The following is a 24,093-nucleotide window of genomic DNA, read 5'->3' as shown; positions in this document are numbered from 1 at the left end:
TCTGACAAACTGCAACATTTTCTCAATAAAAAAAGTATTTCCTAAATATTTTAGTTTTTAACGGAATGAGGTTTGATGAGAAACTTCTATTCAGCTAGTTCAAATTTGATGAATTTTTCTTCATTCATGTGACATTCTGCTTAATGCGGCACAAGCTGGAGCGCTCTTTAGTCCGTATGCACTCTTTGAACATTTCATACTGAGAATTGACAAAAAAAAGACTCCTGCTGGAAGAAGCAGGAGTCACCGTCATTTCTCCGTCAAAGAAATTGGGTAGTTATTTTACAAAACAACCATGTTGATAATTTAACATTAAATTTACCGTTTGTAAATATTCTAAACATATATTCCTGTAATAATTTTCTTTTTCCGCTAAATGATTATCAAACGGCACGATTATTTTTTAAATTTTTTCCAACATTTCTTCAATCGAACGATTTAACCAATTTCGACAGCCTATTACAAAAAAAGTCGAGACGTTTGCCCCAACTTATTAATCCATCGATTCTTCGTAAAAGCGTCCCATGATTCGTACATTTTCTGAGATACTTACAAAGGCATCAGGATCATTTTCCCGCATGATTGACTCCAATACCGGCAATTCAAAGCGGGTAACGACGGTGAATAAAACGGTCTGCTTGTCGTGCTTATACGCACCTTCCGCTTCGTTGATGATCGTGATCCCGCGACGCATTTGATCCTGAATACCATTGATCACTTGGTCGGGACATTTCGTAACGATCATGACCTGCATCTTGCGCTGCTTTGTATAAAGCGCGTCGGTCAATTTTCCACTCATGAAGATCGCCAAAGCAGAATAGAACATGTATTGCCAGCTAAATAGAATTCCCGCCATCAGCATGATCATAATATTAAAAATGATCGAGATCGAGCCAACGGAAGTTCCTGTTCGCTTACGAATTGTAATACTCAAAATATCCAATCCGCCAGAAGACAAGCCATTCTTCAAGGCAAAGCCGATACCGACACCCATGATCGCCCCACCAAAGATCGCACAAATTATTGGGTCTGTAGTCAAGGTCGTCTCAGGAATAATGTGAATGAAGAACGACGTTAAGAAAACGGTGATGAATGTAAAAATCGTAAACTTATGACCAATCTTGAACCATGCCAAGAAAAACAAGGGCACGTTGATCAAAAATAAAGTGATGGATACAGGCACCGTAAAGCCAATCACACGGTGCGACAAGGTCGTTAAGATTTGCGCGAAACCGGTCGCTCCGCTGGAATAAATGTGTCCTGGTTGGTAAAAAAAGTTTACGGCAATCGCCGCTAAAAATGCATAAACAACTGCGACAGATAATCGAGTGGCGTAATCGTGATGGGGCCACTCCTCTATCTTCTTTTTCATCATGTTATGTCCGCCTCATTTCAAAATTTCACTCACATTATACGTATTTTCATGAAAAAAAGAAAGCACCTACCATGATGGCAGGCACTTCTCTTAGTATATTCTTAGAGTTATTAGAAATATGAAAAATCATTCAGCGAACTTTCCCACATGATACTTTATATATCGATTTACAGACTAGCTTTTCTAATTATTCTTCTATTTTTGTTACATCAATGCTCAACTCATAAAGCTGTAACGGCGATACGGTACTTGGCGCATCAGACATAGGGTCTGCTGCTTTCCCGTTCTTAGGAAAGGCAATGACTTCACGAATATTGTCTTCACCAGCCAATAACATCGCAAAACGATCCAAGCCAAGGGCGATTCCGCCGATTGGAGGGAACCCATAATCCAATGCTTCCAATAAGAAGCCGAATTGTTCATTGGCGCTTTCGCGAGTAAAGCCTAATGTTTCAAAGACTTGCTCCTGCAATTCACGGGTATTAATACGCAAAGATCCGCCACCTAATTCGTAGCCGTTCAAGACAATATCATAAGCTTGCGCATAAACCTTTTCAGGATGCTCCTTCAAGTTCGGAATATCTTTTTCCATCGGCATCGTGAATGGATGGTGAGCAGAGACGTAACGACCAAGCTCTTGATCAAATTCAAATTGCGGCCAATCAACAACCCACAGATAATCAAAACGATTTTCATCAATCAGGCCAAGCTCTTTCCCAACTTTTGAACGAACTGCGCCTAAAGCAGTTACTGCTGTTAAGAATTGATCCGCCGCAAACATCAAGACATCGCCTGCTTCGGCATTTGTTGCCTTTTTCAACTCTTCACTGACGCCGCCCATGAATTTCGCGATTGGGCCAGTTAGCTCGCCATTTTCATCCACTTTGATCCAAGCCAAGCCTTTTGCTCCGAATTGTCCAACGAATTGACCTAAGCGATCCAATTCCTTACGAGAATATTTGTCCGCTGCACCTTTCGCGTTCAAGGCTTTAACCACGCCGCCGTTGTCAGAAGCCATACGGAACACTTTGAAGTCCGTCGCAGCAGCAATATCTGTTACATCGATCAATTCCATGTCAAAACGTGTATCTGGTTTGTCTGACCCATAGCGTTCCATCGCTTCATCCCAAGTAATACGTGGGAACGGCAGCGTTACTTCAACGCCGCGAACATCCTTCATTACTTGTGCGATCATCGCTTCTGTATATTCTTGAATCTCTTCAGCCGTTAAGAAGCTTGTTTCGATATCGATTTGAGTAAATTCTGGTTGACGGTCCCCACGTAAATCTTCATCACGGAAACAACGAACGATTTGATAATAGCGGTCAAAGCCAGCAGTCATCAATAATTGCTTCAAAATTTGTGGTGATTGAGGCAACGCATAAAAATGTCCCGCATGCACACGTGAAGGAACTAAGTAGTCCCGCGCGCCTTCTGGTGTAGATTTCGCCAAGTAAGGTGTTTCAATATCTAAGAAATCATTGTCATCCAAGAAGCGACGAACTGATTGCGTTAAGCGGTGGCGCATCATCAGGTTTTGTGTCATTTTCGGACGACGCAAATCCATGTAACGATATTTCAAGCGCACTTCATCGCTGATATTTTGTTCATCTTCGATTGAGAATGGCGGCGTTTTTGCACTATTTAAAATAGTGATCGCTTCACCCTTCACTTCATAATCCCCAGTCGCCATTTTCTTGTTCACGGCACCTGGATCACGACGGATAACTGTCCCTGTAATTTCAACGACAAATTCGCTGCGGCATTGATCCGCAACTTCCCAAGCCGTTTTTGATTCTTCTGGGTTGAAAACTACCTGTACAACCCCTTCACGGTCACGTAGGTCGATAAAGATCAATCCGCCTAAATCACGACGTTTTTGCACCCACCCTTTTAATGTTACTTTTTGATCCAAATACTCATCGGACACGCGTCCGCAATAGACAGTACGTCTAGCCATTTTTTCATTCCTCCATTTATTTAAGTAATCTACCTTGTTAAAAGTAAGTTTTATTTCATTTAATCAAGCTTTGGCATGGTCATTTCATCATAGATTGCTGCAAAGTCTTCATAAAGATCAGCTAGTGGAAAAGCTTTTTCTTCCCGAGTAGCAGAATCCTTCACATTGATGACGCCTTTTGCCAACTCATCTTCACCTAAGGTTAGGACAAGCTTCGCGCCTTCCTTATCAGCCGTCTTAAATTGCGCTTTTGCTTTTCTTCCCATAAAATCCCGATCTGCTGAAAAACCAAAGCCGCGAATCGCTTGAACGACCTTCAAACTCTCCATATTTGTTTCCTCGCCAAGTCCTACTACATAGGCATCAAGACTTGCCGCACTTGGAATCATTACGTCTTCTTGTTCCAGAGTTAATAGAATCCGTTCAATCCCCATCGCAAAACCGATACCTGGTGTTTCCGGTCCGCCCAGTTCTTCTACAAGTCCGTCATAACGTCCACCACCACAGATCGTTGTTTGTGCACCCATTCCAGGAGCATCACTCATGATCTCAAAAATCGTATGGTTATAATAATCCAAACCACGAACCATCCGGTGATCGATTTCATAGGAAATATTCAAATATTCCAATGTCTTTGTGACACCTTCAAAGTAGTCCTTTGCATAATCGCTTAAATAATCTAAGATGCTTGGCGCATCCGCAACAATTGGTTGATCCTTGCGATCTTTACTGTCTAAGACCCGTAATGGATTTTCATGTAAACGACGACGAGAATCTTCGCTTAACTCTTCTTCATGCGCCTCCAAATACGTAATTAACGCTTGACGATAGTTTGTACGCGTTTCTTTGTCTCCCAAAGTATTGATCACTAAACGCAGCTGATTGATCCCCAGCTGTTTAAAGAAATCCATCGCCATCGCCATTACTTCAACATCCAAGCTCGGATTTTCACTGCCAAAGGCTTCTACACCGATTTGGTGGAATTGACGCAAACGGCCTTTTTGCGGACGTTCATATCGGAACATCGGACCTGTATAGTAAACCTTATAAGGCTTCTTGAACTCTGGTCCAAACAATTTATTCTCAACATAAGCCCGTACAATTGGTGCCGTTCCTTCAGGACGAAGCGTCACATGACGATCCCCTTTGTCGTGAAAATCATACATTTCCTTTGAAACGATATCTGTCGTATCCCCAACGCTGCGGGCGATGACTTCATAGTGTTCAAAAATCGGTGTGCGGATCTCTTGATATTGGTAGTCGTTGAATACTAAGCGGGCAGTCTCTTCGACAAACTGCCATTTTTCGCTTTCTCCCGGTAAAATATCATTGGTCCCTTTTGGTCGCTGATAACTCATGGTTTATCTCCTTCATATTGATGTATTTATTTTAACTTTGCAGAAAAGTACGATTGCTCTTCAAGCCAAATACCCTTCTGTAGAGGTGTTATACCTTGGATTAAAAATTTGTACGTTTTGGTAAAAAGAACTGACAGCTAGCTTATTAATAAGGAAATCATTTTTCTAAAAACAGGAAAAATGAATTTATTTTCGTACGCATATCATGCACTATACATATTGAGCTAAAATTTACCTTATATAATGAATATACTTTCTCAATAGGCAAACTGCGAATAGTGCAACTGACACCTAGCTCATCAATACGGAAATCATTTTTCAAAAGCGTGAAAAATGAGCTTATCTTCGTACGCATACGATTCTGCTATACTACTTGTTCACTAGATTGCTGCAAACTTATAGTTACCTTTCAAACGTTAAAAGCTGCAAAAAGCAGAACTCGCAAAAAAAGCCCTTGTTCGTGTGAACGAACAAGGGCGAAAATTATCGCGGTACCACCTATTTTTTAAAAAAGAGTCTCCCTCTTTTTTCTCTAGCAATTAACGCTTGCGTAACGGAGCGGCTTTGCACGCGCTCATCTCCAGACTGTCTTTCAATTACTTTTCACGAAATTGCTTTCAGCCAAGGCAATTTTTTCTGTACGTTTTTTCGTAATTTACTGGTTCCTTCATAGATATTTCATTGATATTTTTATCTCTTCCTAAGCTACTAAAAAAAAGCATGAAAGTCAAGTGATTTCATGGGTATATCTGAAGTTCGAAAAAGAATAGTCGCTTTTTTTCATACTTTATTTTAAACTTGAAAAAGAATGATCGTTTCTTTAAAGAGACGAAAAAAGCAAGGAGCGGATACTATATGACAGATGTACGAATTGGAAAATCACGAGTCTATGCAAGCGACTTAGGTCTAGGAACGAATGCCGTAGGTGGACACAACCTTTACCCGAACTTGACAGATGAAATTGGAAAAGATGTTGTTCGCACTGCCATCAATAACGGAATAACTCTATTGGATACCGCTTTTTCTTATGGGCGTGGTCGTTCAGAAGAATTGATTGGTGAAGTTTTGCAAGAGCCTGAGTTTGATCGCTCCCGTGTGATCGTAGCGACGAAAGCCGCTCATGACATGCAACAGGATGGAAAGTTTAATAACTCGCCAGAATTTCTGCGCAACGCGGTAGAGGCTGCCCTGCAACGACTTCAAACGGATTATCTAGATATTTTCTATATCCATTTTCCTGATGAGACGACTCCGAAAAATGAAGCAGTAGCAGCGTTACATGAGCTAAAAGAAGAAGGTAAAATTCGTGCGATCGGTGTTTCGAACTTCTCATTGGAACAATTAAAGGAAGCCAATCAAGACGGCTATGTCGATATCGTTGAGGAACGCTTTAGCCTGATCCACCGTGAACATGAAAAAGAACTGTTTCCTTATTTGAAAGCCAATAAAATCAGCTTCGTTCCTTATTACCCACTAGACTCAGGTTTATTGACAGGAAAATACAGTGAAGAAACAACCTTCGAAGCCAGTGATCTGCGCAGTAAAAATCCAGACTTCAAGGGAGAACGTTTCGCAGAGATTATCAAAAAAGTTGATCAACTAAAACCTATTGCGAAAAATTACGGAGCTACTGTTACACAGCTAGTCTTGGCTTGGTACATGAAGCACCCGCAAATCGACGTAGTCATTCCTGGCGCAAAACGCCCAGATCAGGTCGAAGCAAATGCCAAAGCCGTGGATATTCGATTATCGACGGAAGATTTCGAAGCAATTGATCAACTATTTAAATAGAAGAAAAAGAACGAAAAGCTCTTTCTCTTTTTCTTAAATTCGATAATAATAAGCAAAAGCGAGTACGTATGTGCTCGTTTTTTTTGCTTTTTAAAGGCTCGCTGAATAAACCCTATGGGCAAAAAAGCACATCGCTATCTCCTTCCAGTCAATAGTTTCTTGACTTTCCTTTCCCATTTTCTTTTCTCTCGTCCCTGATCAATTTCTTCTTGCGTTTTGCCGTGACGTCTTTCAAAGCTTTTGGGCTTATGTGCCGTTGCAGCGGCTGAATCATTTGGTGGCAACTCCCAAGGCAGCGGGTACTTCGCATCGATTTGATCAGCGAGCTCCTGATAGTTCAGCTTACGTTTTTTATTTTCATTCGAAGGTTCTGTCAACACCGTTTCCTCTTCAGGCTGTTCTTTTCTCTCAGAAGTCTGACATTTTTCATCCGTTGATTCCAACTCAGGTGCTTCTTCTTGTTCTGGTTGACTCGCCTCATGCTGCGTATCGAGACAGGTTTTTACACTCTTGAATTTCACATATTCCGCAAAACGACGAACGCCACCCGTTTGGAAGATGGTCAAGGTCGTCAAAATTTCCAATATTTCCGCCGTTTCACTTTCTTGTCCGGCCGGAATCTGTTTCGTGTCACGCAATGTCCATGCATATCTTTTCCCGTTGCCATCTTTAAAAACCGTCGCAAGATCAAATTGAAACGCTGTCTTTTCGAAGGTTTCAGCGGCTCTCTCTATCAAGAGTTTTCTATAAGAACGAGCTTGTTTTGTCAGCTCTTGATACTCTTCTTCGCTCTTGAACAGACGTTGGATAACTGTCTGCCACTCTTCTTCACCTACAAAATAATCGCGGAAATAGGCGCAATGACGACGCAAGGTATCATTAGGTGTAGCGGTCAGAAAAATCTCACGAATCAGCTCTGGGAACAGGTAGGCAAAATCCCCCACAGAAAGTGCGTCACGTACCAAAATAGCCACTGCCGCCTCTACGATCTCTGCCGCATTTTTTGTTTGTTCATAGCGCTGAGTCACGCGTTTTTCCAAGCTCTTTCTCAACATACCAAAAATTTGTCGCTGCCCTAACAATGCTTCCTTCATTCGTTTCATCCTCCATCCGTTAAATCCTAATTCCATTATAGTAATGATTCTTATGTAACCGTTCACAAAAATATTTTATACATAAAATAACCTTGAAGTAAATAGTTTTTTGAAGTATTCACTAATGTTAATTTATTTAAACCTTTTGGATAGTAACTTTATCGATTCTATTCCCCCTTTTTAATATTACTTTATCAAGCTTAATAAATAACGATAATTTCATGCGTCCAAAAACAAACAGATAAAAAATTTATGCAACTTTTTAAAATAAACAGAATTATTTTATCCAACGTAAGGTAATCATATTTCTTACAAAAAAAGATACCACCCTTATAAAAAGGTGATATCTTTGAGCAAAAATGTCCCAATCAGTCGCGCTTATTCACGACATTCTGTTCTTCTCCTGCTATAAATGCCGCGAAATTATCTACTGCAATTCCCATCAAACGTTCTCGAGTTTCCAATGGCCGCCAAGCAATATGAGGCGTAATAATACAGTTTTTAGCCTTCAGTAATGGATTATTATCAGCCATCGGCTCTTTAGAGACCACATCGACACCTGCACCGATAATTTTCCCTTTGTTTAAAGCTTCTGCGACAGCTGCCTCATCTAATAGACCGCCGCGTGCTGTATTCAATAAAACGACGCCATCCTTCATTTGATGGATGGTTTCTTGATTAATCATCTCTTGTGTCTCCGCTGTCTGTGGGACATGTAGGCTGATAATATCCGCTTGACGGTAAAGCTCCTCAATAGGTACTTGCTGCGCCCATGAAGCCTGAGGTTCTTTTGGACGATGATTCCAATAGATAACCTTCATATTAAAAGCATGGGCAATCGCCGCTGTTGCTTGTGCAATTTCACCATAGCCAATCAATCCAAGTGTCTTGTTCTGCAGCTCCATCAACGGTGTTTTTTGGTAGGTAAAATCAACACTCCGTTGCCAATCGCCTTGGTGGACTGAGTCATTATGAACACCGACTTGATTCACGATCTCCAATAAAAGCGCAAAAGTAAACTGTGCAACTGCGGCTGTTCCATACGCTGAAATATTCGTCACCGGAATATTCCGCTTCCTAGCCGCTTCGATATCTACAACATTGTATCCAGTCGCCAACACACCAATATATTTCAACTGCGGAACAGCACCCAAAACTTCTTCATCAATCGGTGTTTTATTCGTCAGGATCGCTTCAGCGTCACCGATTCGCTCAATGATTTCCTTTTTATTTGTAAAGGACGTACGATCATAAACGATAACCTCGCCAAATTCTTCAAAGCCTTTCCAGCTCAGATCTCCTGGATTCAACGCATAACCATCTAAAACTACGATTTTCATCATTTGCCTCCATTCTTTACCATTCATTGTACCGATTCTTTTTTGAATTGAAAAGAAACAAAAACCCGAGAGGGAAAAATGATTTCACCTCTCGGATTCTGCTTATTTATTTTTCTTCCTCTTTTTTTGATCTGCGGATCCATAATAGGAAGGAACTTCCTACGAGTACACAGAGACCGAGGATCGCTGATAAAGGATGTTGCTCCGAACCAGTTTTTGGCAGATTCTTAGCAGATGTCGCTTCTTTATCCGCTTTATTACTGTAATACCTTCCACCGAAGTAGCTGCGATAGGTGCTTTCAGATTGCGGTGCTTTCACTCCCGAATCCTTGTCCTCTGTTTTCGCGCCACCTGTTGTGATTTCCTTCTTCGCCCATTTTGCAACAAGCGTCAAACCGCCGACTGGCATTTCAAAGACATCCTCTGATTTCTTATCTTTCACATACCAACGTTTTCGAAATAATAGCTTAATAAGTCAAGAATAATTTTTAGCTAATTTCTTGTTTCTCTTTAATCAATTAAACAAAAAAAGCAATCAAAAACAGGCTTGTACTGTTCCTTGACTACTTCATTTACCCGTTACGAGAAAAATACAGGAGACAACTGATAGCCTTCCCCCCAGACTGTTTTGATTGATTCTTCAGTCAGGTCTATTCTGTCTATTTTCTTTCTCAGTTTTTTTACGATGGAGGAAAGGTGAGATAAGTGGGAGTTCGTCACACCTGTTCCCCACAACTTGTTGCATAAGGCCTCTCTCGTAATTACTTCACCATTTGAATAATACAGCTCATTAAAGACTTTCTCTTCTAATTTCGAAAGGCTTAATTGATTCATTTGCTCTGCAATGTCGATCTTTTGACCAAAACTAGAGTTAATCCCTGTTTTTCTAAAGCTTGTTTGTGTCGCATGATTAAATTTTGAAACCATTAATTTTTCTCTTAAAGAATCCAGATTCAAATTGATTGACGTGATTTTCTCAACATTTTTCAAATCACCTAAATCTGCCACCTCGCCGACTTTACGAAACAGCAGATTCTTTTTATTTTCAAAAAGCGGCAACAGAAACTTAATTTCCGCATTGGATACCGTCTCGCTGAAAATAATGAATTGAAAATGGTTCATCAAATCAGGATATTTTTGATGTTGAACCAAATAATCATACAAACTAGAGGAACAAAGAACTTCGTAATTCAAAAACTGCAATTTTTCCTGTAATTCGCCATCGGATAAGATATTGCGCGTAAGTATTAGTACATGTCCCATATGGGAATCACCTTCTTCTTTCACTTCGTTAAATAATCAATGTTCTGTCGTTGCTAAGTGGAGATACTTTGAACCTGTAATTCGTGAGGTATGTTAGACACACCTCACGCATCTATTACAGGGTAAAACTGCTAATCTGATTTTGGATATCCAAGTAGACAAAGATTGCACAGGCAAATGAGGAAATCATGACTAACAACAATATCCAGTCAAGAATCAGAAAATTTTCCTTTAGTCCTCGTTCTTTCTTCAATTCTTTGTCTTTTATATAGCACATTACAAAAGCAATCAAAGACAAAACTCCGATAGCCCCAAGAATAAATACCCAATACATTGGTTTCATCATTTGCACATCCTATTTCATCATTATTTACTACAAAGCATCCTGAAGTGTCCAAGTAATTTTTCCGTTAAAGGTATAGCCGGCTTGATTATTCACATTACTTGGTACCTCTAACTTCACTTTATCAAACGGCATTTGGTAATCCCAAACCCCTTCACCGTCAGCTTTTGACGCTTGTGATAACGTGACAGAAGCTCCTCCTGCGGTTAAATCAATTGATTGCTCCCACGTTGGTGAGCCAGGTGAGCCGTGAGTAATGTTTGTAGCCGATTCGGTTCCTCCAGCACCTGTTATCTTCGCTAAGGAAATATCTGTTATCGATAGTTTTGGCGAAAGTGAAGTATTTTTCAATACATTTCCATCCGATGCAGTCAAATCACTTAATTGTCCAACTACTTTCCAATCTGTTCGGTTCGCATTTCTCTTAGAATCCGTTACACGAATCTTGAAGCCATTCGTCTGTTCGCTAGCTGAATGCGCCTTTGTATCTAAGCTATAGCTGTGTTTCTTTTTACTCGCTTCATTCTTTTTACCGAAATCAAAACGTTCTGGTGCTGTTAAGTTTAGCTCTTCTGGCGCACTGGCTACGATTGTTACGGTTTTCGTGTCTCTAGTTAGCGAGAAATTTTTCCCTTGAAAATTGAAATACATATTCGCTGTATTTCCAGGTGTCGCATTATCGCGAACTTTCGTAACGATAGTAATATTCGCAGTATTCGCATCGTTAATCTTATTGTCTAGAACATCCACTTGCGACCAAAAACCTGCTGGAGTTGGAATGTGATTCCCCTCTACCTCTACTCGAACACCTTTGTAGTATTCACTTGACTTGGCATCTGATGGGTCAGCATAGTCCTCTACTATATCATGCTCCGTGGATTGCAGGTGATGTTTAAAATCTGGCTTCATTAAGTAGCGACTATTTTCACTATTAACAGCAGCACGCCAATAAATGAGGCCACCTTGTTCAATCTCAGTAATTTCATTTCCATTAATATCTGTAGGAACCAATTTTAATTTTGCTGTCGTAGCAATATCGTAATCTGCATTGAATGTAATTTTTCCATCATAGACAAAACTAGCAAAAACATTATTTCCACTAAAAGCAAAATCCGTAGTAGGAGATCGCCCTTCTAAATAATACTCTGGGTCCTTAATAGCTAAGATATTCGATCCCTCTTTTTTACTTGCTGTAGCGGTTGTCCCCCATGAGCCAAATTTCACGTAAGAAAGACCAGTACTTTGATCAGTCTTTAAAACATCTACTTCAAACCCTATGTCCGGTGTGGTCACCTTGGTAGCTGTCCCTCCATGTTTCGGAACAGTCATTGACTGTCCTCTTAGAGTAAGTTCCTTCAATCCAGTAAATGCTTCTAAAGGTAAAATATTACTTATATGATTGTAGCTAGCCCTAATAGTCTGTAAACGGGTATTTTTTGACGGATCAAATTTTGAGAAAGCTTTATCTTGCAATTCATTGTGATTTGCTTCAATCAATATAATGCACTCTGGAATATGTGCGAACTCGTCATCAGTAATTTTATTGATGCTTACGCTGATTGTCTCTAAGATGGTGAATTTTTCTAACCCTTCAAGCGTTTCTAATATCGCACTATCATTGTTAGAGTTTGTTCCTACAGCAAGACTTTTATATCCTTGTTCAGGCAGATAAAATTCTTTCAAAGAGTCCTTTGCATCTCCAATACCTATATCTTTAAAGTGGACGAAATTATTATTACTAAAATTTGCATAACTTATACTTGAACATCCCTGCAAATCACCCTTTATATCAGAAAAAAGGTTGTTTGAAGCTTGCAAACGGGTCAGATTAGCAGCATTCTTTAAGCCATTTAAATTGTCGAGTCGATTACTGCTACAATTAAAGGTCACTAAACTCTGAACATTGACCGCTGAAATATCCTCTAGCAGGCCTCTTAAAACGTGTTCAGTTTGAAAAGCCGGATAAAACCTCATTTGATTCGCACCACCAGCTTGTGAAGAACAATCTAATTCCTCCAGAGAATTTGCACTTTCAATTCCTGTAAGATTAGTCAATAAATTATGAGAGACAATCAACGTTACAAGATTATTCGTCGTGCTTAAAGGAGCTAATGTTTGAATCAAATTACGTGATAAATTCAACTCTTTTATCGAAGATTTATTTGAAAGAGGACTTAAATCTTCAATTGCATTCCCATTTAAATTCACTGTTTCTAACGATGTACAGCTTTGCAAAGCATCTAATGCATTCGCACCCTTCAACCCTCTAGTGCGGTACGTAGGAGTGTGGACAGCTGGATCAAACATCTCTGTTGTAACTCCGCCAGGATTATCATAATAGTAGGGACGGCCATTATAATTACTAGCTCCCAAAACCTTTAATGTTTTTAATTTTGTATAATTCTCTAATCCAGCTAACGTGTGTAGACCAGGATGGCCTTTTAGATCAAGTACCTCTAATGAATTGGCGCAATTAAGTCCTTCCAAAGATTGAAGTCCGTAGCCTACATATGAAGGTTCCGGATCAGTTGGCCCGACTAATATACTGCTAGTGGTCTGTTCATCATATTTTTTGAAATAGACTTCTCGTAGATTTGTTGCATCTTCCAATCCTTCAAAATTTTGAATTCCCGCATTTTGTTTAACTCTGCTGTTATCAGATCCACTAACATCGACTACTTCCAATTTCTCACACCCAGAAAGACCTTTTAAGGAGTCTAGTTCATTCTGAACCGCTGAAAAAGTGGTTAAGGTCGGATGATCTTTTAATTCATCGATATCTTTTAAAACACCATAGGAAAATTTTAACACCCGCAATTTCTTCAGCTCACTAAAGCCTGCTGGTAACGAGACGAATGTATCATTAACATATTTACCATTTAGACTGAACTCTTCCAAGTTCTTAGCATATTGAATGCCTTCAAGATTGGCAATGGGCTTAGAATCCCACGATGATGATAGTGAAGTTCGATTAAAGGTTGTCACCATTTCCATTTGCGCTTCAGTAATTGGTGTTCCATCTGGAATGCTTTGATTTGCTCCAGTAGGTCTATTCAATATTTCTCTTAACATTTGATACAGGTTATTATCCGGAATATTCACTGGATCATTCGCTGCTTGCGGCTTGATACTATCTTTCTCAGCCTTCTCTTTTTTTGATTCTTTTTCTTTTGTTTCTTCCTTTTTTGATGTACTCTCTGTTGCTTCACTTGAAGCTGTCGTTTCAACTGTCGCCGCTTCACTGGAGACTTCCGTTGATTCAGCAGTCTTTTCTTCGGTCGTTGCCACTTCCTCTACAGGCGCAGTACTTGAAGATGTTTCTTCGGTAACGGCATAAACAAACTGACTGCCTTCACCCAGCGTTAATAAAACGAGCAAGGATAAACTGAAAATTTTGGTTAAGCGGTTATTCAACTGGGCGCACCTTCCTTCTTTCTTTATGAGTAACGACAATCAAAAACAAGGCAACGAGCAATACACCTGCCAGACTTAATAGAAATTGCCTCTGCATATTGGTTTGCGGCAATCTTCGATAAACTCTGGAATAACTTTTTACTTCAGTCGAATTGGGAATGCGCTCATTGTTCACCGGCGTTGACTCTTCCGGCTGCTTGGTGCTAGGCAGCGTCGGCTCTTCTTTTGGGTCTTCCTTTGGTTTTTCTTCATTTGAATTAAAGCCAATCCCAACTTCCGTATCTGCCTTATCTGCTTCCACAGCATTGGAAATGCCAGGATGAGCCGTTAAAGTAAAAAGCGATACGATTAAAAGAAGGAAAGATACGGATGCAATTTTCTTTTTCATCTTTTTCTCCTTTACTTCTTTTTGAGAATTGAACGACGACGATTGGTAAGAACGATGACTAACCCGCCAAGTAACAATGCTAACCCGATGGTCGTGATGGGCACCCATTGCGGTGTTATGACTTTATCAACTGTTTCTTCATTTAATTTGTTCGCGGCTGCATTAGTGATCGTGATTTCTTTCGTCCAAGTCCATTTGTCTTCTTTATTTTGTGCAACGATTTCTACGAGATATTTGCCAGCTTCGACATTTTCTACTCCTAAAGGAACTTGGTACATGAAGTTCGTATTAGGGGCGACTGATAAGTCCTCACCTTTTTTCTCAAAAAGAACTTTTTCAGAACCTTTCTTTTTCACCTTCACGTGCATGTTTAGCTGATCAATCATTTTCGGCTGATCATTCTGCAGTGAAACCCCTACAACTTTACTTCCGTTGGAAAGCAGGACATCTACATTTTTTAAATGCAGCTTGCCGCCTGCGTTGTATTGGGCAGCGTCTTCTGTCAATACCATGCCGACCGTATAGCCTGTTTCTACTTTTAAGCCTTTAGATTTATTTTCATCTTTTCCTGGAACGCCGATCAAACGAACAGCTCCAAGCTTGATTCCTGAAAACGCCTCTTGCGGTGGAGTGATCTCAAGCTCAATCGTTTTTTCTTCATAATTTTCAACTGTGACCTCTTTGAACTCTTCAGGTACACTAACGATTGATGTCACTGGATTTTGTAACGAATCATCCAGTTCAGGGGTATCTACCCCATAATCGATCGTTGCTTCGGAAGAGGTGATCGCGTCATTCAAGGAAACTTTTACTGTACGCGCTTCCTTTCTGGTACTTATGATTTTCATTTGAACTCTTTGCGTCTCTCCTGGATTTACTTTTAAAAAGTAGAAACTTCTTGATGGATCTACTTGATTAGAAGGAAGCACTGTCTCAACAGTGAATCCCATGGTATCTCGATTCTTTTTGTCTTCTTTTTCATCCGCAGCTGCGACTGATGAAAACGAAAGTAAGAGTGAAAGAAAAACGAGCAAATGAGCAACTATCCTTTTCAACGTAAAAACCTCCGTCAATTTAAAATGAGTCAAGGATAGCTTTCACTATCCTCGCCCCGACTATAATGTGTCGTCTAAAGTCCAAGTAAGTGTTCCTGAGTATGACAGACCTTTTTCTCCTTGATGTCCGCCCACACCTAACTTGATGTTTTCTAATGAAGCTGCCCAATCAGCAGAGGCTTTTTGATCAGTTTGACGCATCAATTCTTTCGTCGCTCCGCCAGCTTCTAATTGTGTTTTCGCTGTAACTGTTGGTGTTGTACTTCCTTTACTTGTTGCATGCGCAGCTGCCGATTTGATCGTCGAAGCAACCGTATTTGGATCGTCTTCTCCCTCATATCCATGTGCTTGAGAATCAAAGAATAATTGAGCTTTTGTTAATTTTTTAGAAGTGTCATTCGCATTTGTGATCACGCCTAATTTTGCATTGACTTTCCAAGTGTTTGTATCTATCACTGATCCAGTTTGATCGTCTTTACGAGTGTCTCGAACAACAACGTAATAGCTATTCGTACTTACTTCTTCGAATTCAGTGTATTTTCCATTGACATCATTATATTTACCAAAGTCTAATTTTTTAGGAACCCAGCGTAATTGCAGGTCGCCGTCATTTTCTCCTGGAATATGGGCATCCACAAATCCAATTCCTACTTCTGTATCTGCTTGATCCACATCTGCAGCATACGCAGTCCCTGCACCAATTGCAGCTAATGTCGTTACTGTTAAAGCAGTAACCAATGTTCTTTTCATTTTCATCATTATTCCTCCAATAAATAAAATATATTTGAATAAAAGCAATACGCCTTAATTCCGTTAATTAGAAACTTCTTTACTCGCTCCACTTATATCCGTATCCACGAATAGACGAGATACTAAAAAGCGACAGCTTCGATCTCAAGCGCTTGATATGTCCGTCAATTACTCGCAGATCAATATTTTCAATATCATTACTCCAAAGCTGTTCCGCAATCTCTTCACGACTTAGTGCTGTTCCTTTATTTTTCAAGAAAAGAACCAGCAAATCGTATTCCTTTTTCGTCAACGACACCACTTGATTTTCTTTTTCGACAATACGGCTTTGTGTATCAATGGAAATTCGTTCAATGGCAGAGGTGAGACCGTAGATATTCTCTTCTTTTGCATTTAGTTCTTTTTTTAGAAGATGCTGGACGTACTTGATCATGACGGTCAGGCTCTTATCCTTGCTTAAGTAATGGTCCACGTTAATCGTTATGGCCTCCAGCTCTACTTCTTCCTCTGGAAAGGCGGTCAAAATGATACAGTGGACACTCGGGTTGATCTCTTTGAGAATGGCTAATAACTTTACCCCGTCCATTTCATCCATACAAAAATCAGAAATAATCAAGTCGTATTTCTTTTTCGTAAACTCAGCAACCGCTCTGATGGGTGTTTCCATGAACGTGACCTCATAGCCGACTTCCTCTAACGCCTCGACTAATTTTGCGGCGTACCGTACATCATCTTCTACTAACATAATTCGCTTACCCAATTTATATACCTCCAGTTGAATGCATGATTTAAACAAAGCTTGTCAGCGACTATTAATTTCCGTCTTTATATAACATACTTTTAAACCATTTAACCTTAAATTAATTTTTATGTTCTGAAAATTACCTGTTTCCTTAATTATAATCTTAGCAAAACTTAAATACTTTTTCAAAACTTTATTAAATATTTTTATTATATTTACAGTTAAAATTGTGTGATTTGTGTGTTTTTTGTGTATTTAAAGAAACATATAGCCTTTCTAACTAATTATTACTTAAAATTCATTTTTAAATTCAATTATTTTAGAGTAAAAACAACGAATCATATAATTGTTTTTTCGGGAATCACAAACGTTATTTACTCATAATTTAAAAAAACAGAAAATGATAATCGAAAATTAACTTATAATTTTTAATATGTTCCTTTGCAAAAAAATAAGTTGCGAAGCCTCTCGTCTAAAACGCGAAGATTCACAGCTTATTTGAATGTTTCTTATTGATTCGTTTTGATCCATCTATTGAAAAAATAAATGAAGGGGAGAGCAATAACTGCTGAGTAAAGAACAATCGCAGGCACAATATGATTCTCGTAATCTCCTACCTTCAAGCTTCTTGAATAATAGACCTGAACCACTTGTTCTCTCGGCTGATTCAATTGATCCGTTAGCTCTTTACTGTCGACCTTGGCAGTAGCTGCTTCTTTTGAGCTCAATTGCTTTTTGATACCAGATTTTTCAATGAGATAGTTATCCAACGCCTCTTCTTTCGCCAATACTTCTGCTTTTTCTTGAATAAGGGTTATTGCATGGAGCTCTACATCAATTGCTGAAGCTTCACCGCTAAAAGAAAAAAGTGCCGGAAAAAGCAGCCATAACAGTTGACGCTTAATCTTCTTTTTTCGTGCGATTTTATCTAGCTGCTCTGTTTGAATATAAACAAAGATAATCAATGCGATCACTAAAATGACTGGACTCACTGTTAAAAAGAAAATGATGTAGGTAAGCATCGTTCGATGTTCGATACTCCAAGGTCTTTCCTTCACATCTCCTTTGATGTTCTTATACTTTTGCAGCTTTACTTGTGAGTACTTCTTATTTCCATGGATTTCATCTCCGCTTTTATACGCTCGAACGGATTTTTTAACGTTCTTCTCAAAATTGTAAAAGGTGATTTGACTCTCTACATTATCCAGCGTCTCTATTTTGAACTCATCTATGGCTAGTGTTTTCCCATCCTCCAAGGACCAAAAACGGACCTCTGCCATTTCTGCAAGCTTTTCCTTGTCCAATCCCCGTAAATTGACCTTTTTTTCATATTCAAAATCTCGTCCATCGATGCCGACCTGCTTTTTTTCATCCGTCTGTCCATTTTCAGAAGTGAGAGTCACCTTCAAAGGGACTTCCACTTGTTTCTTTTGCTTCGTGTATGTCAAAATCGGAAAATAAGTACCTGAACAAAGCGCCGTTTCACCCTCCTCTTCAGCAAAAGCGTTCACAGGAACTAATGCTGAAAGCAACAACATATACCAAACCCATTTCCTAATCTTCATGCTGCTGCTCCTCGTTGGGGATGATTAACCGAGTCACCACATAATTTTCTTCAATCTGATAATCACAGGACCCATGTAAAAACTTTGCAAGATCCTTAATTAAGTAAATACCATTTCCGCTGCTGTAAGAATAATCCTGTGTCTCTTTTGGAATGAAGAAAGGAGATTTATTACTTTCTAAAATATTTTGCAGATGATGAGTCTGGGCCACATTTTTAAAGGTGATATGAGCCTCACTGTCCCTTAATTCAAGCGTAATTTCTAACTCTGAATTTTCTAGCGCATAATGAACCATGTTTGAGCTGATATTGTGCAGCAACAGGCGCATAGCAACTTTATTTTGATAGATCATTGCTTTTTCAGGGCCATCAAAGAAGAAGCTTAGTTTCTTATGCTTCAATTCATTCATTTGATAGAACTGCGAGGTCCGCACCATATCGACTAAGTCAAACTGTTCGATGCCAGCATCGAGTTGATACATATTTTCTCGCAATAGATGCAGGATTTCATTAATTTCAAGTAGCAGTTCATTATAGACTTCGATTTCTTTTTCTAAAAACTGCCTCTTTTCCTCTTGCTCTGTACGCATCAACTTCATTTCACTTTCTAGCAGCTGATTATGCAAAGGCCCCTTCAAATCATGAACCATTGCCTTTGAAAGATTGATCGTATTCTCCAAGTGTTCTCGCTCTAAAGCTAACTCAATTTCAAGATTTGTATTCTTTCCGTAAACCATATTCAAGGTTTGCTTCTGCTTCAAGAAGAAATTATTCAGCCGTTCATTCAACTGATCGTCTGCAGTAGCAAAAAACTTCTCATCAAGCTCATTGCGTTCCGCCCGATCAAGGGAAGTAGAGATTTGATATAAGGGGGTCAGAAGTTTCCTTTGCAGCCAGATAATAATGAGCACCAACGCCACATATACCGCGAGGATCAGTATATTGAATTTGAAGATGAAGTTTTGGACCACATTTACAAAGGGAACCTGATAAATCACGTACCAAAGAGAACCTTTTTGCTCCCCAATTTTTGTTTGTTCAAAAGATTCCAAGAACTTCGCATTATCATTGACCACCCCTTTAATTTGGGCATCATTTGCCAAATCAATGGTGGAATACAATCGATTCCCCGCTTCATCTCGCAAAACAAACTCAATCGCCGTATCCTCAACTAATTTATCCAATTCATTTTCCCAGGTATCTTTTTTCAAAGCCGCATGGATATCTTCTTGGATCTCTTCTATATAGACATTTTCTTCATGGCGATAAAAATTTCGAAAAACATAAACACTTTGCACGATGACACAAGCAAAAATGAGATAAATGATAACGGATACCACCAAGAGTCGTTTGTTGAATAGATTATTTCGTTTCATTCAAACTCTCCATTTTTCATTATATTTTTATTGTAATACATTAAATATATTATGAAAAATAAATTTTGGATAGTGATTCTTTGTCATTTGATAAAAATCATTCGCATTATGCTGGAATTAAAACCTGTAACTAACTTTCTTTAGATATTTTTTCAGTCTAATTGTCAAGGATCATAATTCGTTCATTTTTTAAAGTTGAACGTCAAAAAAGCACTCAACAAAAAAATGAGTGCTCTTTCGAGGGATTTGCCCGTTATGTTTTTTGATTTAGAAGCTTAATTTAACGAACATACCATGATATATTCTTCTTCATTTTCATCAACGATCTCAAAACCAACAGCAGTATACATTCTCAAAGCATAATTGTCCTTCTGAACAGCTAAGGAAGCTTTTGCATATCCTTTTTCTTTCAATTTTTGAAGCATCGCTCGCATCATCGCTGTACCGATACCCTTCCCACGATAGTCCGAATAAAGTGAGATTGAGAATTCAGGGGTCTGATCATCGATCGACCCAAATCCTTGAATGTTTCTAACCCAAACTGCCCCAACAATTTTATGATCGACTTCTGCGCATAAGCAGAAATCATCCTCATCCTTACCAAAATCACGAATGTAAATATTGATACTCGGTTTAGTTAGCTCACTTCTTGGAATCGGGTTTTTCTCATCTCTTTGAAAAATCGCTTGGTATAAAAATTCTTCCAACACAGGATATTCTGATTCTTTTAACTCTCGAATTAAATAGTCCATACTACCTCCTGCTACTTATTCTTTTAACTACGTGCCTATACGATTTGTTAATCCTCTCTATTCAACTTTTTTTGAAGTGCTTAATAATGATTATACCTTAAATAACTCGCAGCTAACTCCTACTAACGAAATGATTTTTCCAAAGACCAGAAAAATCACTCTATTTTCGCTTCGCATATCATTTTTCTAACCTGCTAAAGCAGGAAGAAAAACTGACAGCTACTTCATTAGTAAAGAATTCATTTTTCAAAAAACGAAAAATGAGGTTATTTTCGTACGCATACGATCCAACTAAATAGCTCGCAACTTATCCTAGCTGATAACCAAAATTGTTTTCGAATCTAATTAAACTGCAAAAAGTTGGACTCGCAGCTAACTCCTACTAACGAAATGATTTTTCCAAAGATCAGAAAAATCACTCTATTTTCGCTTCGCATATCATTTTTCTAACCTGCTAAAGCAGGAAGAAAAACTGACAAAACAAGCCAGCAACAATCAAATGTCTTTGATTGTTGCTGGCTCTAAGAATATAACCGCACAGATCAACCTTTTGGGAAACTAAATTCCCGACCGTCCTGCTTACTGGTGGCTGATTGATTAAACAGTAATTGCAAAAACTCATTTATATAAAAGTGATTCTGTAGCGGACTTCCTCAAGTAACAAAGGCTTCATGAAGCCGGGCATGGATAATATTACTTAGACAGGAATAATCCTGTAAAAGCTACTATCATCCATATAGATTAATAAGCGCGTGCGATCCAAACAGTGTGTTTCGCAGGCTTTCCACTAACGATGTCGACTGTTTTTTCAACAGGTGGATTAAATGGAATATTTCTAGTAGTGAAGCCAGTTTCTTCTTTGATTTTAGCTTCTGTTTCTTCAGTACCATCCCAACCGATTAAGACAAATCCTGGAACTTCGCCAGCTTCCTTAGATTTTTCGATATGTGCCTTCAAATCATCTAATGTATCAATATCAGTATGTTCATTCGCTTCATAGCGTTTTTGCGCGCTTTCGAATAAACGTTTTTGCATAACATCCAGTTGCTCAGTAATATAGTCTTCAATGCCGTCTAATGATACAGATTCTTTGTCATCTAGATCACGCATTTTAATTACTGCTTGATTATTTTCTAAATCACGCGGTCCGAATTCCACTCGTAATGGCGCCCCTTTTAGTTCCCACTCATTGAACTTATAGCCTGGCGTATTATCAGTGGTATCAATCCGTACACGGATATCTTTTTCCGCTAGAGATGCTTTCAATTCTGTCAAACGATCTAGAATTGCTGGGTTCTTTTGCCAAGGCCCAACTGGAATCAAAATAACTTGTGTTGGTGCAACCTTTGGTGGCAACACTAACCCCTGTTCGTCCCCATGAACCATGATCAATGATCCAAGCAAACGAGTAGAAATTCCCCATGAAGTCGTATAAACAAATTCATGTTCGTTGTTGCGGTTTAAGAATTTGATATCAAAGGCTTCCGCAAAGTTCTGACCTAGGTAATGAGACGTTCCTGCTTGGACGGCTTTCCCGTCACGCATCATTGCCTCTACAGAATAAGTATCCACGGCACCGGCAAAGCGTTCTGACGGTGTTTTTTGTCCACGATAAACTGGGATCGCTAAAGTGTCCTCGATCAATGTCGCGTAGGCTTCTAATGCGCTCATTGTACGTTCGCGTGCATCTTTTTCAGACTCATGAGCCGTATGTCCTTCTTGCCATAAGAATTCAGAAGTACGTAAAAACGGCATTGTCTTTTTCTCCCAACGGAAAACATTTGCCCATTGGTTGATTTCATAAGGTAGATCACGGTAAGAATTGATCCATTTAGAGAAGGCATCTCCGATCAATGTTTCCGAAGTCGGACGTAATGCGTATGGTTCCTCTAATTCTTCGTCACCGACTTTTGTCAGCCAAGGTAATTCTGGCGCAAACCCTTCAACGTGCTCTTCTTCTTTTTCTAGGAAATGCTTAGGAATCAGCATTGGGAAGTAAACGTTACGGATATCTTGAGATTTCAACCATTTATTGAAGTCCTCTTGAATATGTTCCCATAGTTCCCAACCATCGGCTTTAAAGATAATACAGCCACGAACAGGTGAATAATCCATCAAGTCAGCTTTTTGAATTGTTTGTAAATACCATTTTGAAAAATCTTCTTTTTGTAAGTTTGTCATTCATGCATCCTCCTAGAAAATAAAAATAAAAAAACCGCTCCATCCCTACATATTGTAAGGACGAAACGGATAATTTCGCGGTACCACCTTGCTTGGTCAAACCTTGTTGACCCAACTTTCAGCTCTAATAACGCTAGAGACGCGTGCTGCTTTCACAACAATCAACTTTGGTAGGTTCATAAATCCCAGAGGGCGTGTTGATCTTTCAGACGGTGAATCAACTCTCTGCTGCCGATAAAATTTATTACTATTCCAAATGCTTAACACCATATTAAAGACTTCTCATCAAAAATGCAAGCCCAAATGTCAAATTTTTTTTTAATCTTCTGGAACATAACGTTCTTCTAGGCGACTCATCCACCATCCTAAAGCAGCACCTAATAGACATAGAACCGCGCAACCAAGGAAACCAAGGAAGCCAATGCCACTATAATCGGTCGGCACAATCATGACCGTCGATGCAAAAACAATTCCTAAAATAAAATGATACATTGGCGCATAAAAATGACTAAATACCCAATCCATGACTTTCGATAAGCTTAACACTGTGACTAAACCGCCAATTCCAATAGGGATAATTACCCCCATGTCCACAGTCTTAAAGCCATCGGCCATTGCTTTATACATCCCCATATAGACCAGAAAGTTTGAAGGACTCAAGCCAGGAACGATCAGACCCAACCCGATCAACGCACCTGCAATCATCCACGTGAAAAAGTTTTGATCCACTGTTCCGAAAAGGCTTGAGCCTTTCCACAGGAACAAAAAGCCTACGACGAAACTAACCGCAATAATGACATAGTCTTTGGTATCTCGGCCTTTCTTTCCAGCTTCTTTCCATAATGCGGGAACCGTTCCGATAATACAACCAACAAAAAACCACAGCATAATTGTCTCAAATTCGCCTAGTAAGAAGCTGACTGCAAAAGATAAGACAAATACTCCCGCTAATCCACCTAATCCTACTGGAATAAAAAATAAGACATTCTCTTTAAAGTTTTTCGTGATGTGAGCCAAAAATGAAATAATTCGTTCATAAATCCCAAATACAGCCGCTAAAGCACCACCGCTGACTCCCGGTAAAATAAATCCAGAGCCGATGAACATTCCTTTGATGAAGCGTAAAAACCAGTCGCTCTTATTCGGCTGTGTCACTTTCTCGTTTTCCATAAAAAAATAAATCCTCCTAATTCGTCTCTAAAAATCCTCTTTCAAAAGGCGAAAAAGAACCCTTCTTTTATTGCCCTATGATTCAACTTAAGCAAGTCGCTTTTATCGCATCTTAGCCAGTGTACCGATAAAAAGATGCCGGTGCAAGACCCCACAAGAAGCTTCTCGCAAAAACTT

The 24,093-nt window shown here is 39.3% G+C and carries 19 protein-coding genes and 1 other annotated feature; of the genes, 1 reads left to right on the top strand and 18 read right to left on the bottom strand.

The features are described from left to right. Positions 1-493: 493 nt before the first annotated feature. The 3 genes from IGI50_RS04925 to hisS form a co-directional block, all read right to left on the bottom strand. Positions 494-1,372 (bottom strand): YitT family protein, encoded by an 879-nt coding sequence (locus IGI50_RS04925; RefSeq protein ID WP_438777567.1) that lies wholly within the window; start codon positions 1,370-1,372, stop codon positions 494-496. 190 nt (positions 1,373-1,562) lie between these two features. Next, entirely contained in the window at positions 1,563-3,335 is a 1,773-nt protein-coding gene (gene aspS, locus IGI50_RS04920; RefSeq protein WP_010746514.1) for an aspartate--tRNA ligase, read from the bottom strand. A 59-nt stretch (positions 3,336-3,394) separates the two neighbouring features. Next, positions 3,395-4,693, bottom strand: a complete 1,299-nt coding sequence (gene hisS / locus IGI50_RS04915; RefSeq protein WP_438776340.1) for a histidine--tRNA ligase — start codon at positions 4,691-4,693, stop codon at positions 3,395-3,397. A gap of 469 nt (positions 4,694-5,162) precedes the next feature. Then, positions 5,163-5,373: a binding site (T-box leader), on the bottom strand. A 175-nt stretch (positions 5,374-5,548) separates the two neighbouring features. On the opposite strand from hisS, the gene IGI50_RS04910 reads away from it, so the two are divergent. Continuing rightward, entirely contained in the window at positions 5,549-6,484 is a 936-nt protein-coding gene (locus tag IGI50_RS04910; RefSeq protein ID WP_218256946.1) for an aldo/keto reductase, read from the top strand. A 134-nt stretch (positions 6,485-6,618) separates the two neighbouring features. Here the strand turns inward: IGI50_RS04910 and IGI50_RS04905 are convergent, their stop codons facing one another. The 15 genes from IGI50_RS04905 to IGI50_RS04835 form a co-directional block, all read right to left on the bottom strand. Beyond that, a complete protein-coding gene (locus IGI50_RS04905) occupies positions 6,619-7,578 on the bottom strand; it encodes a hypothetical protein (RefSeq protein WP_438776339.1) in 960 nt (319 codons plus the stop codon). A 368-nt stretch (positions 7,579-7,946) separates the two neighbouring features. Then, entirely contained in the window at positions 7,947-8,918 is a 972-nt protein-coding gene (locus IGI50_RS04900; RefSeq protein WP_438776338.1) for a D-2-hydroxyacid dehydrogenase, read from the bottom strand. Between the two features lie 106 nt (positions 8,919-9,024). Next, positions 9,025-9,327, bottom strand: a complete 303-nt coding sequence (locus IGI50_RS04895; RefSeq protein ID WP_438776337.1) for an LPXTG cell wall anchor domain-containing protein — start codon at positions 9,325-9,327, stop codon at positions 9,025-9,027. A 170-nt stretch (positions 9,328-9,497) separates the two neighbouring features. Then, positions 9,498-10,181 carry a winged helix-turn-helix domain-containing protein gene (locus IGI50_RS04890; protein ID WP_438776336.1) on the bottom strand — a complete coding sequence of 228 codons (684 nt, stop codon included), beginning with the start codon at positions 10,179-10,181 and terminating at the stop codon, positions 9,498-9,500. A 115-nt stretch (positions 10,182-10,296) separates the two neighbouring features. Continuing rightward, positions 10,297-10,527 (bottom strand): hypothetical protein, encoded by a 231-nt coding sequence (locus IGI50_RS04885; protein WP_438776335.1) that lies wholly within the window; start codon positions 10,525-10,527, stop codon positions 10,297-10,299. A gap of 27 nt (positions 10,528-10,554) precedes the next feature. Then, complete coding sequence (locus tag IGI50_RS04880; protein ID WP_438776334.1) at positions 10,555-13,938, bottom strand: WxL domain-containing protein; 3,384 nt, start codon at positions 13,936-13,938, stop codon at positions 10,555-10,557. Further along, on the bottom strand, positions 13,931-14,326 hold the full coding sequence (locus IGI50_RS04875; RefSeq protein ID WP_438776333.1) for an LPXTG cell wall anchor domain-containing protein: 396 nt from the start codon (positions 14,324-14,326) through the stop codon (positions 13,931-13,933). Before IGI50_RS04875 ends, IGI50_RS04880 begins: the two co-directional genes overlap by 8 nt. 11 nt (positions 14,327-14,337) lie before the next feature. Beyond that, complete coding sequence (locus tag IGI50_RS04870; protein WP_438776332.1) at positions 14,338-15,381, bottom strand: DUF916 and DUF3324 domain-containing protein; 1,044 nt, start codon at positions 15,379-15,381, stop codon at positions 14,338-14,340. 60 nt (positions 15,382-15,441) lie between these two features. Beyond that, the gene (locus tag IGI50_RS04865; protein ID WP_438776331.1) at positions 15,442-16,137 is read right to left on the bottom strand and encodes a WxL domain-containing protein; all 696 of its coding nucleotides are present in this window, start codon (positions 16,135-16,137) and stop codon (positions 15,442-15,444) included. Positions 16,138-16,210: 73 nt separating this feature from the next. After that, positions 16,211-16,891 (bottom strand): response regulator transcription factor, encoded by a 681-nt coding sequence (locus tag IGI50_RS04860; RefSeq protein ID WP_438776330.1) that lies wholly within the window; start codon positions 16,889-16,891, stop codon positions 16,211-16,213. A 491-nt stretch (positions 16,892-17,382) separates the two neighbouring features. Beyond that, positions 17,383-18,438 carry a hypothetical protein gene (locus tag IGI50_RS04855; protein WP_438776329.1) on the bottom strand — a complete coding sequence of 352 codons (1,056 nt, stop codon included), beginning with the start codon at positions 18,436-18,438 and terminating at the stop codon, positions 17,383-17,385. Next, positions 18,428-19,813 carry a sensor histidine kinase gene (locus IGI50_RS04850; RefSeq protein ID WP_438776328.1) on the bottom strand — a complete coding sequence of 462 codons (1,386 nt, stop codon included), beginning with the start codon at positions 19,811-19,813 and terminating at the stop codon, positions 18,428-18,430. The genes IGI50_RS04855 and IGI50_RS04850 overlap by 11 nt, the downstream gene beginning before the upstream one ends. Before the next feature lie 275 nt (positions 19,814-20,088). Next, a complete protein-coding gene (locus IGI50_RS04845) occupies positions 20,089-20,565 on the bottom strand; it encodes a GNAT family N-acetyltransferase (RefSeq protein ID WP_438776327.1) in 477 nt (158 codons plus the stop codon). A 741-nt stretch (positions 20,566-21,306) separates the two neighbouring features. Next, positions 21,307-22,746: a proline--tRNA ligase gene (gene proS / locus IGI50_RS04840; RefSeq protein ID WP_010746520.1), complete on the bottom strand. Its 1,440-nt coding sequence runs from the start codon at positions 22,744-22,746 to the stop codon at positions 21,307-21,309. Positions 22,747-23,064: 318 nt separating this feature from the next. Continuing rightward, entirely contained in the window at positions 23,065-23,916 is an 852-nt protein-coding gene (locus tag IGI50_RS04835) for a DUF368 domain-containing protein (protein ID WP_218256933.1), read from the bottom strand. Positions 23,917-24,093 lie beyond the last annotated feature (177 nt).

Source organism: Enterococcus sp. DIV0170 (assembly GCF_051710765.1).
Taxonomy (GTDB): Bacteria; Bacillota; Bacilli; order Lactobacillales; family Enterococcaceae; genus Enterococcus_A; species Enterococcus_A raffinosus.
This window is presented reverse-complemented; position numbering and strand designations above follow the sequence as displayed.